The following is a 16,605-nucleotide window of genomic DNA, read 5'->3' as shown; positions in this document are numbered from 1 at the left end:
AGTGCGACCAGCACCCCGCGACACGTTGAGCAGAGTGCTCAGGCCGACCCCGTTAGGCTGGTCGATGTGCGCAGCTACGACGCCGTGGACCTGAGCCTGCTGACGGCGCTCGCCGACGACCCGCGGGCCACCATCGCCGCCCTCGCGGAGCGCCTGCGCCTGTCCCGGAACACCGTGCACGCACGGCTGACCCGGCTCGAGGAGTCGGGCGCCTTCCTCGACTTCGACCGCCGCATCAACCCCGCCGCGCTGGGACACCCGCTGACGGCCTTCCTCGAGGTCACCGTGCGCCAGCGCGAGCTGCCCGCCATCGTCGACCGGCTGGCCGAGATCCCCGAGGTCGTGCAGGCGTACGGGCACAGCGGCGCCGCCGACCTGCGCGTGCACGTCGTGTGCCGGGACACCGACCACCTGTTCCGCATCGACGCCGCCATCCTCGCCATCGACGGCGTGGAGCGCACCGAGACGTCGCTGTCCATGGGCGAGCTGATCCCCTACCGCATCCGCCCGCTCATCGAGGCCGCGCGGCGCGCCCTCTGAGCCGGGCCTGCGCCTGCTCGCGATCAGCCGGTGCGGCTGATCCAGCCCTCGGGACGCACGCCCGGCGCCGCCCAGACGAGGCCCAGACGGATGCCCGGGTCGACGTCCTGGGTGAACTCCAGCTCCTGGGTGCCGGCGCCCAGTCCGTTCTCCGCGGATCCCGCGACGCGCGAGGTCAGGGTCCACCCGGCGGACTCCACGCGATCCTCGAGGTCGGCGAGGTCCCCGACGACCTCCAGCTCGACGTCGACCGAGCCGGGCGGGCCCGCGGAGTCGTCGCACCAGAACTCGCCCTCGGTGCTCCCCCCGAGCGCATCGACGAGGGCCGCGGCCTCCTCGACCAGGCGGTCGCCGTACTCGTGCTGTTCCGCCGCGCACTGCTCCTCGTAGCCCCACCAGGCACCGGCCACGTCGGCCGAGCAGCCGGACACCGCCAGCCCTCCGGCCACCGCCACGACGCCCGCCCAGGCACGCCCTCTCACCCGTGCCTCCCGAGCCGCGGACTGCCGACCGGAGCCTCGTCGGCGCGACGTTCTCCGGGCCGCGCGGGACCGGGCTGACGTCGTCACCCGGCCCACCGCACGACGACGTCGGCGCCGTCGCGCGTGGCCTCGATCAGCTCGGCGTTGCGCTGGTCGGAGCCGTTCGCCCAGCGGCGGGCGTCGTCGCGGCTCTTGCCGAAGGCGTGGTGCCGGTCCTCGAGGCGCGCGAGGCGGACGACGTCGGGCACGTCGAGGTACCAGACCTCGGTCATGCGGGCCCGGGCGGCGGGCCACGCGCCGGTGGGCGCGAGCAGGTAGTTGCCCTCCGTCACGACCAGCGGCACGTCGGCCGGCACGGCGACCCCCGCCGCCACGGGCTCCTCGATCTCGCGGCGGAAGACCGGGGCGTAGACGGGCGGGTCGCCCGGCCTGGCGGCCGCGAGGCGGGCCACGAGCGCCGCGTACCCGGCGTCGTCCAACGTGTCGACCGCGCCCTTGCGGTCGCCGCGGCCGAGGTCGGCCAGGACGGCGTTCGACAGGTGGTAGCCGTCCATCCCGACCTCGACGGCCAGCGCCGGGCCGAGCGCCTCGACGATCGCCCGCGCGAGCGTCGACTTCCCCGCCCCCGGCGGGCCGACGATCCCGAGGACGCGCCGCTCGCCGGGCACCGCCAGCCGCCGGGCGCGCGCGACGAGCTCCGCCGTCGTCGCCCCGACCGTCGTCACCCCTCGTCCCGCGAGCTGTCAGGGCCAGGAGCAGCAGAACCTGCACGTGGCTCTGACAGCTCGGGGAGGTGCGCGAGCCAGGCACGCGGCCCGACCTTCCGCACCCGGACGCTCGCGACGCGCACGGCGGCGGCGCAGGCGTCCTGCAGCCCGGCCCCGCGGGCGAGCGCCACGGCCAGCGCGCCGTGGAACGCGTCGCCCGCGCCCAGGGTGTCCTGCACGTCGACCCGGGGCACGGGCACGGTGCCGTGCTCGCCGACCACGACGGCGCCGTCGTCGCGCCGGCGCGGCAGCGCCCAGGTCACCGGGTCACCGCCGTGGGTGACCACCACGGACCGCGCCCCCAGCAGCAGCGCGCCGTGCGCGGCGTCGGCCGCGCCGGGCGCGACGTCCGCCGGCACGGTGAAGTCCGCGCTGAGGGCGGCGACGTCCGCCGCCGGCAGCAGGTCGGCGAACACGGGCCGCCACCGGCCGCCGTCCACCACGATCAGCGGCCGGGGGCGCAGCTCGTCGACGTGCGCGAGCACGGCCCGGGCGATCGCGGGGTGGTGGCCGTCGAGGAGCACGACGTCCGGTCGGGGCAGCCCCGCGAGGGCGTCGGGCCGCGGCGCGCGCACCGCGACCAGCGCCGCGTCGGGCGAGACCACGGAGCGCTCCCCCGTCGCGTCGTCGACGAGCACCGCCGAGACCGCGACGGGGAACTCCTCGTCCGGGCCCGCGACGTCGTGCACCTGCACCTCGCGGTCGTCGAGGTCCGCGCGCACCGCCTGGGCGATCGGCCCGGCGCCGAGCGCGCTGACCAGGATCGCGTGCGCCTCGAGCGCGGCCGCCGTCACGGCGGCGTTGGCCGCCGGGCCGCCGGCCGCGACGTCCTGCCGCGTCGCGGTGACCTTCTCGTTCGCGCCCGGGCGTCCCGACGCCCGGTGCACGACGTCGAGCGTCGTCAGCCCGACGAACCAGCAGACCACCATCGGCGCTCCTCCTCCCGGTCGGTGGCGACGACGGCTCAGCGGCCGGTGCCGTCCACGGCGTGCGGCTCGATGGCGGCGATCTCGTCGTCGGTGAGCGCCGGCGCGGACAGCGCGGCCACGTTGTCCTCGAGCTGCGCCACCGACGAGGCGCCGATGAGCGCCGACGTCACGCGCGCGTCGCGCAGCACCCACGAGAGGGCGAGCTGCGCGAGCGTCTGGCCGCGACCCTCGGCGATCGCGGCGAGGGCCCGCGCGCGGTCGAGGTACGTGTCCGTGAGGTTCGACGACGACAGGAACGGCGAGTCGCTGCGGGCGGCGCGCGAGCCCTCCGGCGCCGAACCGCCCAGGTACCGCCCGGTGAGCAGGCCCTGCGCCAGCGGGGAGAAGACGATCGTGCCGACGCCCAGGTCCTCGACGACGTCGAGCAGCGACTCGCTCTGGTGGCCGTCGTAGGCGTCGTCGCGGTCGGCGATCTCCACGTGCCGGTTGAACATCGAGTAGCTGGGCTGGTGGATGAGCAGCGGCACGCCGAGGTCGGCGAGCACCTGCGCCGCCTCGCGCGTGCGCGACGGCGAGTAGTTCGAGACGCCGACGTACGTCGCCTTGCCCTGCTGGACGGCGGACGCGAGGGCGCCCATGGTCTCGGTGAGCGGCGTCGAGGGGTCCGGGCGGTGGTGGTAGAAGACGTCCACGTGGTCCAGGCCCATGCGCGTCAGCGACTGGTCGAGCGACGAGAGCAGGTACTTGCGGGAGCCGTGGTCGCCGTACGGGCCGGGCCACATGTCGTAGCCGGCCTTCGTGGAGATGACGAGCTCGTCGCGGTAGGGAGCGAGGTCCTTGGCCAGGTGACGGCCGAAGTTCTCCTCGGCCGAGCCGTAGGGCGGGCCGTAGTTGTTCGCGAGGTCGAAGTGCGTGATGCCCAGGTCGAACGCGCGGCGCAGGATGGCGCGCTGGTTGTCGAAGGGGTTCACGTCGCCGAAGTTGTGCCACAGGCCCAGCGACAGGGCGGGCAGGTCGAGGCCGGAGCGGCCGGTGCGGCGGTAGGTCATCGACTCGTAGCGGGCGTCGTCGGCCAGGTACCGAGGTGCGAGAGGCATGGCCCCATCCTCGCGCACCCGGCCGACGCGTCGCGCGGTGCGATCACTCGGCGGGCGGCACCGGGAAGTTCGCACGGAACACGTTGTCCGGGTCCCAGTCGCGCTTCACCTCGCGCAGGCGGGTCAGCGTGGGCTCCGGGAAGGCGTCCGTGATCCGCTCGGGCCGGGTGTCCGTGTCGAACGACAGGTACAGCCCGTCGGTGTACGGCGCCATCACGTCGTCCCACACGGCGTCGAGCCCGGCCTGCGACGACGACATCGCCGACAGCAGGAAGTTCTGGTGCCGGTGCGCGTACGCCGTCGCGCCCTCCTCGACGTCGTTCGCCGCGCCGCCCGTGGCGCGGACCTGCAGGAAGTACGCCTCCCCCGACAGCGCGAGCTTCTCGAACGCGCGGGCGGTCGCGGTGTCCAGGTGCGCCACCAGCCCGGAGCGCACGGCGGGGTCGCCGCCGCCCTGGTGGTGCTTCTCCCCCGCCTGCACGACGCCCGCGTAGGGCAGCAGGTACGCCTGGTGGCCCAGCAGCGGCCCGGCGCCGGCGAGCCGCTCGAGCTGCTCGACGGCGGCGTCCGTGTCGTCGCCCGCCCAGACGGTCATGAGCTGGGCGACCGGGCCCTGGTCGTCGCTGCCGTCGGCGAGCCGCCCCCGACGGCCGGGCGAGAGGATGAGGAAGCTCGTCAGCTCGCGCGGCGCGGACTCGACGACGGCGCCCCACCGCTCGAGGGTGCCCGCGACGTCGGTCGCGTCGAGCGTCATCTGCGAGAACACGACGGCGCCCTGGTCCCCCAGCGCCATCGCCTCGATCTCCACCCACGTGACGACGCCCAGGTTGCCGCCCGCGCCGCGCAGCCCCCAGAACAGGTCGGGGTGCTCGTCGGCCGACGCCCGCACCACGCGCCCGTCGGCCGTGACGACCTCCGCCGCGACGACGTGGTCGATCGTCAGCCCGTACAGGCGTCCGAGGAAGCCGACGCCGCCCGCGGTGGCCAGCCCGCCGACGCCCACGCCACCCGAGTCGCCGGAGCTGATCGCCCAGCCTCGGGGCGCGAGCACCTCGGCGACACGACCCCACGTCGCGCCGACGCCGACCCGCACGCGCCGGGCGGCCTCGTCGACCACCTCGACCTGGTCCAGCGCGCCCAGGTCGACGACGATCCCGCCGTCGTTGGTCGACCGGCCGCTGATGCCGTGCCCGCCGGACCGCACGCCCAGCGGCACGTCCTGCGACCGCGCGAACCGCACGGCCTCGGCCACCTGCGCGGTGTCGCGGGGACGCAGGACGAGGCCGGGCGCCCCGGAGCGCAGGTAGTTGTGCCGCACGCCGTCGTACGCACGGTCGCCGGGCTCGACGGCGGAGGCCGCGAGCGCCGCGGGCACCGCCGCGTAGTCGATGCCGGGCCGGCGCAGCGCGATCGCCCGCGCGCCGCGCTGCGTGGCGGCGGGCGTCGTGCCCGACGACGCACGCTCGCGCGCCACCAGCTCGCGCACCGCCGGCGCGACCTCCTGGCCGTACACCTGGATGAGGGTGGGGTCGTCGGCCGCGAGGATCACGGTGCCGATGCCGTCCTCGAGCGCGAGCGTCGCCAGCTCGTCGACCCACTGCTCCACCGGGCCCTGGAGGAAGCCCTGCGGCTGCGCGGTGACGGCGCCCTGCACGTTGAGCAGGCGCCGGATCTCGGCCGGGTGGCGCCCCGCCTCCGCGGCGGCCTCGTCGATGATCGCGTGCCCGCGCTGCAGGTCGCCGTCCTTGAGGTACGCGAGCGAGGGCAGCCAGCCGTCGGCCTTGCGGGCGATCAGCCGCAGCATGCGGGGCTTGAGCGCGCCGAGCCAGATCGGGACGTCGTGGGCCGGCTCGGGACCGCGCTTGGCGCCGGCGACGCGGTGGTGGGTGCCGTCGACCCGCAACGAGCGGCGCTCCCGCCCGTCCCAGATCCCGCGGATGATGTCGAGCGCCTCGTCGAGGGCGTCGACGGACTCGCCGGGGGTGAGGCGCGTGCCGCCCATCGCGACGATCGGGTCCCAGAACCCGCCGGCGCCGAGGCCGAGCGCGGCGCGGCCCCCGGACAGCAGGTCGAGCGACGCGACGGCGCGCGCGAGCACGGCGGGCGGCCGCAGCGGCAGGTTGAGCACGTTGCCCGCGACGGTCACCCGCTCGGTCTGCGCGGCCACCCAGGACAGCAGGGTCCACGTGTCGAGGAAGCCCGGCTGGTACGGGTGGTCCTGGAACGTCACCAGGTCGAGCCCGGCCGCCTCCGTGGCCTGCGCGAGCCGCACCGGCTGCTGCGGGTCGCGGTTCGTGGGGGTGAGGAACGTGCCGAAGACCAGGTCGTGGCCGTAGTCCGTCATGCGGGACCTTTCGCGGGAGGACCGCTCCCGTCGTCCGGGAGATCGTCTGTCGTACAGACGATATCAGCGGCAACTCTTCTGCCGCGCCGCACATTCCGCTTACCATGGCACGGTGAGCACCACCGCCGACACGACCCGCAGCACCGCGGAGACCGCCACCAGCGCGGACGCCCCGTCCCCGCTGGGCTGGTCCCTCGCCGCGCTGCTGCGCGAGTGGAGCGCCCGCGTCGCGGCCGCCTGCGCCGACGTCCCGCACGGGGGCCGCGGCTACGAGGTCCTCGCCGCCGTCACCCACGACGCCCCGCCCACCCAGGCGGCGCTCGCCGCCCGGCTCGGCATCGACCGCACCGTGATGACGTACCTCCTCGACGAGCTGGCCGGCTGCGGGCTGGTCGAGAGGCAGCCCGACCCGGCCGACCGCCGCGCGCGCCGGATCGTCGTGACCGACCACGGCCGTGCCGTCCTCGCCGACCTCGACGCCCGCGTGCGGACCGCCGAGGACGAGCTGCTCGCCGGGCTGGACGACACCGAGCGCACGGCCCTGCGCCACCTGCTCGTGCGCGCCGCCACCGGCGCCGCGCCGGGCGACGACCGCTGCGCCGTCGTCGCGCGCGTCGTCGACCCCTCCTGACCCTCCGGTGGACGCGATCGAGCGTGCTGACCCGATCCCCGAGCGAACTGTGGAGGAATCAGGTCAGCACGCTCGGCGCGAGAGCCGTCAGCCGCCGATCGCCGCGCCCACGTCCTGGAGGAAGGCGTCGGCCGCCTCGTCGGGCGTCATGCGCTCGAACAGCACCTCGGTGTTGATCCGGATCATGATGTCCTGGATCTCGTTCGCGCCGCTCGGCGGCACGGCCGGGTTGTCGACGATCTCGGGCTCCAGGGCCGCCATGAAGTCCGCGACCTTCTGGTCCGCGGCCGTCAGCTCGGGCAGGATCCCCTCGCGCACCGTCAGGTTGGCCGGCAGGCCGCGGTCGGTGAGCTGCAGCTCGGCGACCTCCGGGTCGTTGAGCAGGAAGTCCACGAGCTTCGCCGACTCCTCGGGGTGCTCCGTCTTCGCGGAGACCGAGTAGTACATGGCCGGCTTGAAGTACATGCCGGTGCGCTCGAACTCCGACTCGCCGGGCAGGCGGAGCAGCTCCAGCTCGTGGCCGGACGCGTCGGAGAGCGCGCCGAGCTGGTTGGACCACCACACGCCCATCGCGCCGGCGTTGGTGCCGAGCAGCGAGCCCTCCGGCCCGGCGTTCTGGTACTCCACCGACCTCGACGCGTCGGGCTGGCCGCCGTTCGCCATGAGGTCCAGCGACGTCTGGAAGAACTCCGCGACCGTCTCCTTCGAGACGCCCAGCGTGCCGTCCACGTTGTAGAGGGTCTCGCCCTTCTGCCGTGCCAGCACGTTGAGCCCGGCCTCGTTGAAGCCGTAGTCCTGCGCGCCCCAGACGCCGTCGCCCGCGCCCTTCGCGACCTGCCCGGCGATGTCGACGTACTCGTCCCAGGTCCAGGTCGTGTCGTCGGGCATCTCGACGCCGGCGTCGGCGAAGATCTGCGGGTCGGCGACCATCGCGTACGCGTTGACGCCCGTCGGGATCCCGACGAGCTTGCCGTCGACCTCCCCCGTGCTGAGGATGTCCTCGGGGATCTCGGACGTGTCGACGCCGCTCAGCTCGCCGATGACGCCGCGCGACGCGTAGTCGGACAGGTACCGCTCCTCCTGGGTGATGACATCCGGGGTGTCGCCGCCGGCCGTGGCCGTGGCGAGCTTGTCCCAGTAGCCGTCCCAGTCGGTGTAGTCGGGCACGACGGTGATGCCGGGGTTCTTCTCCTCGAACAGGTCGATGATCTGCTGCGTGGTCTTGTGCCGGTCGTCCGACCCCCACCACGCGAAGCGGATCTCGACGTTCCCGTCGCCGCCGCCGTTCTCGTCGGACGGCAGGGCGCCGGAGTCGCCGGAGCAGGCGGTGAGGGCGAGAGCCCCCGCCGCGGTGAGCGCGACGAGCGCGACGCCGCGGCGCCGCGGGGCCCGGGTGGCTGTGACTCGCATGAGGTTCTCCTTCGAACGACGGGTGCGAACTACTTGATGCCGGTGGTGGCGATGCCCTTGACGAGGTACTTCTGGCCGAACAGGAAGACGAGGAACACGGGGATCAGGGAGACGATCGACATCGCGAACAAGGGCCCCCACGAGCTGTTGCTCGTGGCGTCCACGAAGGTCCGCAGCGCGATGGGCACGGTGTACATGTCCGGCTTCGTCAGGAAGATGAGCTGGCTGAAGAAGTCGTTCCACGTCCAGATGAACGTGAAGATCGCGGTGGTGGCGAGCGCCGGGAGCGACAGCGGCAGCATGATCCGCAGGTAGATGCGCACGTGCCCGCAGCCGTCGAGGCGGGCCGCCTCGTCGAGGTCCTTCGGGATGCCGCGGAAGAACTGCACCATGAGGAACACGAAGAACGCGTCCGTGGCCAGCAGCTTCGGCACGATCAGCGGCAGGAACGTGTTGATCCACGACAGCGACGAGAACAGGATGTACTGCGGCACGATGATCACGTGGATCGGCAGCATGATCGACATGAGCATGATCGCGAACCACAGGTTGCGGCCCCGGAACTTCAGCCGGGCGAACGCGTAGGCCGCCATCGAGCACGAGACCAGGTTGCCCAGCACCGAGCCGAGCACGACGATCGCCGAGTTCAGCAGGTAGTGGCTGAACGGGTCCAGCAGGGCGTTCCAGCCGTCGGTGTAGTTGCCGAGGTCCCACTCGGTGGGGATCAGCCCGGGCTCGCGGAAGATGAGCTCGGTCGGCTTGAACGAGCTCGCCAGCATCCACAGCAGCGGGTAGAGCATGACCAGCCCGAAGGCGATCAGCGCGACGTGCCGCAGCACGCGGCGGACGGCGGCCCAGGCGCGGCCGCGGGGCGGACGCCGCTCGGGGTAGGTCGCCGCCACCTCGGAGAGCGTGGGACGGGGACCCGTGGGGTGCGACCCGGGGCGCGGCTCGGTCCGCGCGGGAGCGTCAGTCATCGTAGAAGACCCAGAACTTGGAGGCGAAGAAGTTCACGGCGGTCATCCCCGCCACGACGAGCAGCAGGAACCACGCCATCGCGGACGCGTACCCCATCTGGTAGGAGCTGAAGCCCTTCTCGTAGAGGTACAGCGTGTAGAAGAGCGTGGAGTCGACCGGCCCGCCCGTGCCCCCGCTGACGATGAACGCCTGCGTGAACGACTGGAACGCCCCGATGAGCTGCAGCACCAGGTTGAAGAAGATGATCGGCGTGAGCAGCGGCACCGTGATGCTGCGGAACCGGCGCCAGCGGCCGGCGCCGTCGATCGACGCGGCCTCGTAGTACATCGCCGGGATCTGCCGCAGCCCCGCCAGGAAGATGATCATCGGCGCGCCGAACGTCCAGACGTTGAGGATCATGAGGGTGCCGAGCGCGTAGTCGGGGTGCGACACCCAGCCGACCCCCTCGATCCCGAAGAACCCGAGGACCTGGTTCACGAGGCCGTCGGCCCCGAACACCTGGCGCCACAGGATGGCGATGGCGACGCTGCCGCCGAGCAGCGACGGCAGGTAGTACACGGACCGGTAGAACGCGAGGCCGCGCAGCCCCTTGTCGAGCACCATGGCGAGGGCGAGCGCGGCGGCGAGCTGCAGCGGCACCGAGACGAGCACGTAGGTGAACGTGACCTTGAGCGCCTGGAAGAACCGCGGGTCGGAGAACATCGCCGTGTAGTTCTCGAGCCCGATCCAGCCCGGGGCCTCGAGCAGGCTGTAGTCCGTGAAGGAGAGGTACAGGGACGCGACGAGCGGGAACGCCGTGACGAGGACCAGCCCGACGAACCACGGGGCGAGGAAGAGCGCCGCGGCCTTGCCGTCCCCCTTGCGCCGCTCCCGGGCGGCACCTCGGGCGCGCGCGACCTCCTGGATCACCGCCATCGCGGCACCCCGCCGGTCCCGCTGCCGATCACGCTGCCGATCGGCGTGCTGGTGGGCGTCATCGCCGGCCTCCTGATCTTCGTCGATCCGAGGTGTCCAGGAACCCGCTCCTCCTGGAAACCGGTTGCTTCTCGGGAACGTACCACGAGAGGAACCGGTTTCCAATGGTGTACCGTCGGCTCGTGAGCACGAGGAGGCATCGATGCCTGAGCTGAACGTCCGGCGCCCGTCCGTCACCATCGCGGACGTCGCCGCCGCCGCAGGCGTCTCGCGCGCCACGGTCTCCCGCGTGATGAACGGTCGCAGCACCGTCGACCCCGCCATCGCCGCGCGCGTGCAGGAGGCGGCGATCGACCTCAACTACCGCCCCAGCAACGTGGCGCGCAGCCTGTCCCTCGGGCGCACGGAGACCGTCGCCCTCGTCGTGCCCGACCTGGGCAACCCGGTGTTCCAGCAGATCCTGCGCGGCGTGACCTCCGCCGCCGCGGAGGACGGCTACCGCGTGCTCGTCGCCGACGCCGCCGAGGACCCCTCGGAGGAGGCGGCCATCGCCCGCGAGGCGCGCATGCGCTGCGACGCGCTCATCCTGGTCGCGCCGCGCATGCCCGGCACCGCGCTCGACGCGCTGCTCCCCCTCGTGACGCCGGCGGCGGTGATCAACCGCGCGGTCGAGCACCCCGCCACCCCCAGCCTGGTCATCGACTACGAGGACGCCACCGTTCAGGTCGTCGAGCACCTCGTCGGCCTCGGGCACCGCCGCCTCGCCTATCTCGCCGGCCCGCGGGCCGCCGCGACCGACGTCGCCCGGCGCGCCGGGCTCGCCACCGCCCGCGACCGCCACCCGGACCTCGAGATCGTCGAGCTCCCCGTAGGTGCCGACCTGGCGTCCGGCCACGCCGCCGCGGGCGAGGTGCTCGCGAGCCGCGCCACCGCCGTCGTCGCCTACAACGACCTGGTGGCGTTCGGCCTCCTGGCCGCGCTCAACGAGGCGGGCGTCGCCGTGCCCGGCGACATCTCGGTGGCCGGCTACGACGACATCGACCTCGCCCGGTACGCGACGCCCGGCCTGACCACCGTGTCCGTGCCCCAGGCCGAGCTGGGCCGCCAGGCGTGGCGCGAGCTGCACGCCGTCATCGACGACGACGCGCACGCGGCCACCACCACCCGGTTCACCGCCCGCCTCGAGGCCCGTTCCAGCACCGGCCCGGCGCCGCGCGGCATCGCCCGGGCCGTCGTCGCGGAGCCCGAGCCCGCCGCGGCGCCCGAGGCCGACGTCGTCGACCCGGGCCCGACGTGGTCCGTGGAGCCGCGCGAGATCGTGCTGCGGCACACGCGCGACCGGGTGCCCCTGGCGCGGTACGTCGACGGCGAGCGGCTGCCGGCCATCCATTCCCCGCGCCCGTACCTGCACCCGGTGCACTCGCTGGCGGGCGTGGCCCTCACCGAGTCCGAGCCGGTGGACCACCGGCACCACTACGGCGTGAGCGTGGCGGTGCCCGACGTCAACGGCACGAGCTTCTGGGGCGGCCGCACGTTCGTGGCCGACGTCGGCCCCACGCTGCTGCCCAACCACGGCCGCCAGGTGAGCACGCGCGCGGAGGTCGACCCGCTCGCGCCCCACGTGCTGCACGACGCGGTGCGCTGGGACGACGAGCACGGCAACCCCCTGCTGGACGAGCAGCGCCGGCTCGGCGCCCGCCTCCTCGACGACGGCACGTGGGTGCTCGACTGGCGCACCACGCTGCACGCGTCGTACCAGCCGCTGGAGATCCGCTCGCCGGCCACCAACGGGCGCCCGGGCGCCGGGTACGGCGGCGTCTTCTGGCGCGCGCCGATGTCGCAGAGCACGGTCGTGCTGTCGGCCGACGGCGAGGGCGAGGCGCTGGCCCACGGCAGCACGTCGCCCTGGGTCGCGTACGTCCAGCAGCACCACGACCCCTACGCCGAGGACCGCCCGACGACGCTGCTCCTCGCGCAGACCTCGCCGCCGCGCCCCTGGTTCCTGCGCGCCGCGGAGTACCCCGGCGCGGGGCCCGCGCTCGCCTGGGACACGCCACTCGTCGTGCCAGCGGGCGGCACCGTCGAGACGGGCGTCGTGGCCGCGCTCGTGGACCGCGCGCTCGACCACGACGAGGCCGCGGCCCTCGCCGCCAGGCTGCGCTGACCCCCTCCCGGCACGCCGCCACGACACGGACAGGACGACGATGACCGACCCGACCTCCGACGGACTCGCCCCGCAGATCGCGGTCGTGGGCCTGCACGGCCACGGCGCCTCCCACGTGCGCCGGGTGCTCGAGCTGCAGCGCGCCGGACGGGCCCGGCTCGCGGCCGTCGTCGACCCGCGCGAGCCGGGCCCCGGCCACGACGCGCACGACGCCGGGGCCCCCTGGTTCCCGACGCTCGGCGACCTGCTGTCCACCCCGCAGGCGCGCGTCGACGTCGTCGTACTGAGCACGCCCATCCCCACGCACCTGCCGCTCGCGCGCGCCGCCATGGAGGCGGGCATCGACGTGCTGCTGGAGAAGCCGACGACGGCGTCGCTCGCCGAGCACGCCGAGCTCGTCGCGGTGGCCGAGCGGACGGGCCGCCGCTGCCAGGTGGGCTTCCAGACCTTCGGGTCGCACGCCCTGCCCGCGGCCGCGGACCTCCTGGCCAGGGGCGAGATCGGCGAGGTGCAGGGGCTCGGCGCCGTCGGCACCTGGGTGCGCACGGCGTCGTACTGGAGGCGCGCCGCCTGGGCCGGCCGACGTCGGCTCGACGGCCGCGACGTCGTCGACGGGGTGGTGACCAACCCGCTGGCGCACGCCGTCGCGACCACCCTGCGGCTGGGCGGGGCGACCACCGCGCAGGACGTCGCCTGGGTGGACACCGACCTGTACCGCGCCAACCCGATCGAGGCCGACGACACCTCCGCGGTGCGTGTCAAGGACGCCGCCGGCCGCCGGTACGGCTTCGGTCTCACGCTGTGCGCGGCCGAGCGCACCCCCGCGCGGGTGGTCGTGACCGGCACCCGCGGCGAGCTGGTGCTCGAGTACGAGCACGACCGCCTGCTGCTGCGCACGGACTCCGTGCAGATGGACAAGACGTACGGGCGCGCCTCCCTGCTGGACGACCTGCTGGCCGCGCGCGCCGACGACCGCCGCCCCCTGCTGTGCGACGTTCGCGACACGGGCGCGTTCATGCGGGTGCTGGAGGCCGTGCGCACCAGCGCCGACCCGACGCCGATCGCGCCCGAGCACGTCGAGTGGCACGGCGACGGCGACGAGCGGCGCCCCGTGGTGAGCGACGTCGAGCACTGGTGCGCCGAGGTCGCGCGCACGCAGCGCACGTTCGCCGAGCTCGGGGCGCCCTGGGCCGGCTGACGCGCCGCACCTCCCCGGCCGACACCGTCGTCGGACGGGTACCGCCGGAACGAAGGAGTTTCGCACCATGCCCCCACCGTCCCAGCCCTCCCCTGCCCTCCCGGGCCGACGCCGTCCCCGCGCGGCCGCCGCCCTCGCCGCCACCGCGCTGCTCGTCACGGCCGGCGCCGGCGCCGCCTCGGCCCACGGCGGGCACCCCGGCCCCGGCCATCCCGCGCGCACCGACCTCGGCCGCCAGGTCGTGACCCCGGGCGCGGACGGGTGGGCGTCGGTCGCCACGACGACCGCGCCCGAGGGCGTCGCACGCGACTCCGCGCCGGTCACCGGGGGCGCCGCGGCCGCGGCGTCCGAGGTGTACGTCGTCGACACGTGGGCCGAGCTCCGCGACGCCCTGGGCGGCCGTGCCGGCGCCGACCTCGACGACGGACGCGGGCTCGAGGTGCCACGGATCGTCTACGTGCGCGGCACGATCGACGCGTTCGCGGGCGCCGACGGCGCGGCCCTGGACTGCCAGGACCTCGCCGACCGGGTGCCCGTGGCAGGCACCGGGGACGCGTTCTCCATGGACGACTACGTCGCGGCCTACGACCCCGCCGTCTGGGGCGCCGAGGAGCCCGCGGGCCCGCTGGAGGACGCGCGCGTCGCGGCCGCCAAGGTCCAGGCCGCGCAGACGCAGGTGCACGTCGGCTCGAACGTCACGATCGTCGGCGTGGGCGACGACGCGCGGATCGTCGGGGCGAACCTGCGGATCCGCGACTCGCACAACGTCATCGTGCGCAACCTGACCCTCTCGGACGGCCGCGACTGCTTCCCGCAGTGGGACCCCACCGACGGCGACCTCGGGAACTGGAACTCCGCCTACGACAACCTGTCCGTCTGGACCTCCACCGGCGTGTGGGTGGACCACAACACCTTCGACGACGGGGACCACCCGGCGTCGTCGCTGCCGCAGGTGTTCGGCCGGCCGTTCGAGATCCACGACGGCCTGCTCGACGTCACGCACGGCGGCGACCTGGTGACCGTGTCGTGGAACCGCTTCGAGTCCCACGACAAGACGATGATCATCGGCTCGTCCGACTCACGGCTGCAGGACCGCGGCCAGCACCGCGTGACGATCCACCACAACCACTTCCAGGACATCGGCCAGCGCGCACCGCGCGTGCGCTTCGGCGACGTGCACGTCTACGACAACTCCTACGCGCAGTCGACGGCGTCGTCGTTCCAGTACTTCTGGGGCGCCGGCAAGGAGTCGAGCCTGGTCGTGGAGAACAACGCGCTGCGCCTCGCCCGGGGCGTCGACCCGGCGCGGGCCGTGGGTGCCTACGGCGGCACGATGCTGCGCGAGACCGGCACGCTGGTGAACGGACGGCCCGTCGACGTCGTCGGCGCGTTCAACGCCGCGGCCGACGCGCCGCTCGCCGACGAGGCGCGGTGGACGCCGTCCGACCACTACCGCTACCGGCTGCTGCCCACCCGGGCCGTGCCCGCCGTCGTGGACGCCGGCGCGGGTGCGAGCGTGCTGCGCTCCACGTCGCCGAGGTAGTGCCACCCCTGCCGAGGTAGCTCACCTCGCGCCGAGGTAGTTCCTGGCCCGGGGCAGGAACTACCTCGGCAGAGGCGTACTCCTACGGCGCAGGGTCAGAGGTCGATGCCGAGACCCAGGTCGTCGAGGCGCACCGGGTCGCCGGTGGCCAGCGAACGGTTGCCGGCGTAGCCGATGCCGGACGCGCGCAGGCCGTCGCGGAAGCCGGCAGCGCGGCCGAGCGGGTCGGCCTCGGTGCGGCCGCGGAAGACGTCGGCGAGGAGCAGGGCGTCGCCGCCGCCGTGGCCACCGTGCCCGACGGCGACGATCGGCCGCTCCTCCGCGCGCTCCCAGTGCTTCTGCACGACGAGCCGCTCGCCCTCCGGGCGCACCGTGTCCTCGCCGAACGTCGCGGTGAAGCTCGGGTCGACGGTCGCCTTGCCGTCGGCGCCGAAGACGACGGACCCGCGCTCGACCACCTCGAGCTCGGCGCGGCCGCGCGAGCCGTTGACGACGACCCGGTACCCCTCCCACGGCGCGCTGGCCGTGAGCGAGTAGGTGAGCACCGGCCCGCCGGCGTACTCGACGACGAGCCCGAGGGTGTCCTCGGTGGTGATGCCGGCGTCGAAGACGCTGCGGTCGCGGCGGTAGCCGTCCACGGCCTGCGCCTCGGGGCCGTACAGCTCGGAGAGGTACGGGTCCGCGTCGACGTCGATGCGCCACGGGTCCACGCCCTGCTCGTTCAGCGCCCGCTCCCCCGCCGTCGGCTCGTAGCCGACCTCGTGCGCGGCGTCGTCGCCGTAGAACCGGCGGCCGCCGCTGGCGAAGACCCGCTGCGGGACGGCGTCGATCCACCAGTTGACGAGGTCGAAGTGGTGGCTGGACTTGTGCACCAGCAGGCCGCCGTTGTTGACCTTCTCCCGGTGCCAGCGGCGGAAGTAGTCCGCGCCGTGCACGGTGTCGAGGGCCCAGTCGAAGTGGACGCTCAGCACCTGCCCGATCTCGCCGGACGCGATGACCTCGCGCAGCGCCGAGTTCCGCGGCGAGTACCGGTAGTTGAACGTCATCGTGAGGTCGCGGCCCGTCTCGGCGACGGCGTCCGCGATCTGCCGCGCCTCGTCCTCCGTGGCCGCGATCGGCTTCTCGACGACGACGTCGACGCCCGCGCGCAGCGCGCGGGAGACGAGGTCCGCGTGGGTGTTGTCGACCGACGTCACGATGAGGCGGTCGACCCGCTGCTCGTCGAGGGCCTTCTCCAGGTGGTCGGGGTGGTAGACGGGGCGCTCCCCGCCCACGGCAGCGGCCACCTTCGCCTCGTGCACGCCCGCGCGCACGGGGTTGGGCTCCACCCACGCGACGATCTCGCCGTCGGCGGCGTGGTCCCCGATCAGCGCGTTCACGTACATGCCGGCGCGGTGGCCGGCGCCCGCGACGGCGTAGCGGCGGCGCTCGGCGTCGGGGTGGCTGCCGGTCCGGGAGGCGGGGACGGAGGGCATCGTCGATCTCCTTGGGTGTCGCCGCGACGGCGACGTCGGGTAAGCGGTTTCCGACAGCCTACCCGAGCCGCGCGGTCAACCCCACCCCTGCCGAGGTAGCTCGAATCTCGAGCTACCTCGGCACGGCTGGAA

Annotated in this window: 14 protein-coding genes; 5 read left to right on the top strand and 9 right to left on the bottom strand. The window is 74.1% G+C overall.

The window, feature by feature from the left end; translation table 11 throughout:
- The first annotated feature begins 66 nt into the window (after positions 1 to 66).
- Positions 67 to 540: an Lrp/AsnC family transcriptional regulator gene (locus tag ACFVS0_RS19395; RefSeq protein WP_430550669.1), complete on the top strand. Its 474-nt coding sequence runs from the start codon at positions 67 to 69 to the stop codon at positions 538 to 540.
- A gap of 23 nt (positions 541 to 563) precedes the next feature.
- On the opposite strand, the gene ACFVS0_RS19390 is transcribed toward ACFVS0_RS19395, so the two are convergent.
- The 5 genes from ACFVS0_RS19390 to ACFVS0_RS19370 form a co-directional block, all read right to left on the bottom strand.
- A complete protein-coding gene (locus ACFVS0_RS19390; protein ID WP_430588882.1) occupies positions 564 to 1,022 on the bottom strand; it encodes a hypothetical protein in 459 nt (152 codons plus the stop codon).
- An 83-nt stretch (positions 1,023 to 1,105) separates the two neighbouring features.
- Entirely contained in the window at positions 1,106 to 1,747 is a 642-nt protein-coding gene (locus ACFVS0_RS19385; protein WP_430588881.1) for a nucleoside/nucleotide kinase family protein, read from the bottom strand.
- Complete coding sequence (locus ACFVS0_RS19380) at positions 1,744 to 2,718, bottom strand: PfkB family carbohydrate kinase (RefSeq protein WP_430563202.1); 975 nt, start codon at positions 2,716 to 2,718, stop codon at positions 1,744 to 1,746. Before ACFVS0_RS19380 ends, ACFVS0_RS19385 begins: the two co-directional genes overlap by 4 nt.
- A gap of 35 nt (positions 2,719 to 2,753) precedes the next feature.
- Positions 2,754 to 3,815: an L-glyceraldehyde 3-phosphate reductase gene (mgrA, locus tag ACFVS0_RS19375; RefSeq protein WP_430550673.1), complete on the bottom strand. Its 1,062-nt coding sequence runs from the start codon at positions 3,813 to 3,815 to the stop codon at positions 2,754 to 2,756.
- A 43-nt stretch (positions 3,816 to 3,858) separates the two neighbouring features.
- Positions 3,859 to 6,159, bottom strand: a complete 2,301-nt coding sequence (locus tag ACFVS0_RS19370) for an LLM class flavin-dependent oxidoreductase (RefSeq protein ID WP_430563201.1) — start codon at positions 6,157 to 6,159, stop codon at positions 3,859 to 3,861.
- A 112-nt stretch (positions 6,160 to 6,271) separates the two neighbouring features.
- Between ACFVS0_RS19370 and ACFVS0_RS19365 the strand changes: the two genes are divergently transcribed.
- The gene (locus ACFVS0_RS19365; protein ID WP_430585273.1) at positions 6,272 to 6,790 is read left to right on the top strand and encodes a MarR family winged helix-turn-helix transcriptional regulator; all 519 of its coding nucleotides are present in this window, start codon (positions 6,272 to 6,274) and stop codon (positions 6,788 to 6,790) included.
- An 87-nt stretch (positions 6,791 to 6,877) separates the two neighbouring features.
- Here ACFVS0_RS19365 and ACFVS0_RS19360 read toward each other — a convergent pair whose 3' ends face one another.
- The 3 genes from ACFVS0_RS19360 to ACFVS0_RS19350 are packed head-to-tail and all read right to left on the bottom strand — an operon-like array spanning position 6,878 to position 10,093.
- Positions 6,878 to 8,200: an ABC transporter substrate-binding protein gene (locus ACFVS0_RS19360; RefSeq protein WP_430588880.1), complete on the bottom strand. Its 1,323-nt coding sequence runs from the start codon at positions 8,198 to 8,200 to the stop codon at positions 6,878 to 6,880.
- Between the two features lie 29 nt (positions 8,201 to 8,229).
- The gene (locus ACFVS0_RS19355; RefSeq protein WP_430563198.1) at positions 8,230 to 9,177 is read right to left on the bottom strand and encodes a carbohydrate ABC transporter permease; all 948 of its coding nucleotides are present in this window, start codon (positions 9,175 to 9,177) and stop codon (positions 8,230 to 8,232) included.
- Complete coding sequence (locus ACFVS0_RS19350; RefSeq protein ID WP_430588879.1) at positions 9,170 to 10,093, bottom strand: carbohydrate ABC transporter permease; 924 nt, start codon at positions 10,091 to 10,093, stop codon at positions 9,170 to 9,172. Before ACFVS0_RS19350 ends, ACFVS0_RS19355 begins: the two co-directional genes overlap by 8 nt.
- Before the next feature lie 202 nt (positions 10,094 to 10,295).
- On the opposite strand from ACFVS0_RS19350, the gene ACFVS0_RS19345 reads away from it, so the two are divergent.
- The 3 genes from ACFVS0_RS19345 (at position 10,296) to ACFVS0_RS19335 (ending at position 14,998) form a co-directional block, all read left to right on the top strand.
- Positions 10,296 to 12,257, top strand: a complete 1,962-nt coding sequence (locus ACFVS0_RS19345; protein WP_430550679.1) for a DUF6807 family protein — start codon at positions 10,296 to 10,298, stop codon at positions 12,255 to 12,257.
- Positions 12,258 to 12,297: 40 nt separating this feature from the next.
- Positions 12,298 to 13,455: a Gfo/Idh/MocA family protein gene (locus tag ACFVS0_RS19340; protein ID WP_430588878.1), complete on the top strand. Its 1,158-nt coding sequence runs from the start codon at positions 12,298 to 12,300 to the stop codon at positions 13,453 to 13,455.
- A 67-nt stretch (positions 13,456 to 13,522) separates the two neighbouring features.
- A complete protein-coding gene (locus ACFVS0_RS19335; RefSeq protein WP_430588877.1) occupies positions 13,523 to 14,998 on the top strand; it encodes a polysaccharide lyase family 1 protein in 1,476 nt (491 codons plus the stop codon).
- Between the two features lie 95 nt (positions 14,999 to 15,093).
- Here ACFVS0_RS19335 and ACFVS0_RS19330 read toward each other — a convergent pair whose 3' ends face one another.
- Positions 15,094 to 16,473, bottom strand: coding sequence for a Gfo/Idh/MocA family protein (locus ACFVS0_RS19330; protein ID WP_430588876.1), 1,380 nt, complete (start codon positions 16,471 to 16,473; stop codon positions 15,094 to 15,096).
- Positions 16,474 to 16,605: the final 132 nt, after the last annotated feature.

Source organism: Isoptericola sp. NPDC058082, from assembly GCF_042885055.1.
In the GTDB taxonomy this organism is placed as follows: Bacteria; Actinomycetota; Actinomycetes; order Actinomycetales; family Cellulomonadaceae; genus Isoptericola.
This window is presented reverse-complemented; position numbering and strand designations above follow the sequence as displayed.

What these genes read in the sequence shown, in the direction of transcription:
- ACFVS0_RS19345 (WP_430550679.1), top strand. Translation starts at nt 10,296, where the DNA reads ATGCCTGAGCTGAACGTCCGGCGCCCGTCCGTCACCATCGCGGACGTC.
- ACFVS0_RS19330 (WP_430588876.1), bottom strand. Translation starts at nt 16,473, where the DNA reads ATGCCCTCCGTCCCCGCCTCCCGGACCGGCAGCCACCCCGACGCCGAG.
- ACFVS0_RS19350 (WP_430588879.1), bottom strand. Translation starts at nt 10,093, where the DNA reads ATGGCGGTGATCCAGGAGGTCGCGCGCGCCCGAGGTGCCGCCCGGGAG.
- ACFVS0_RS19370 (WP_430563201.1), bottom strand. Translation starts at nt 6,159, where the DNA reads ATGACGGACTACGGCCACGACCTGGTCTTCGGCACGTTCCTCACCCCC.
- ACFVS0_RS19380 (WP_430563202.1), bottom strand. Translation starts at nt 2,718, where the DNA reads ATGGTGGTCTGCTGGTTCGTCGGGCTGACGACGCTCGACGTCGTGCAC.
- mgrA (WP_430550673.1), bottom strand. Translation starts at nt 3,815, where the DNA reads ATGCCTCTCGCACCTCGGTACCTGGCCGACGACGCCCGCTACGAGTCG.
- ACFVS0_RS19335 (WP_430588877.1), top strand. Translation starts at nt 13,523, where the DNA reads ATGCCCCCACCGTCCCAGCCCTCCCCTGCCCTCCCGGGCCGACGCCGT.
- ACFVS0_RS19360 (WP_430588880.1), bottom strand. Translation starts at nt 8,200, where the DNA reads ATGCGAGTCACAGCCACCCGGGCCCCGCGGCGCCGCGGCGTCGCGCTC.
- ACFVS0_RS19340 (WP_430588878.1), top strand. Translation starts at nt 12,298, where the DNA reads ATGACCGACCCGACCTCCGACGGACTCGCCCCGCAGATCGCGGTCGTG.
- ACFVS0_RS19355 (WP_430563198.1), bottom strand. Translation starts at nt 9,177, where the DNA reads ATGACTGACGCTCCCGCGCGGACCGAGCCGCGCCCCGGGTCGCACCCC.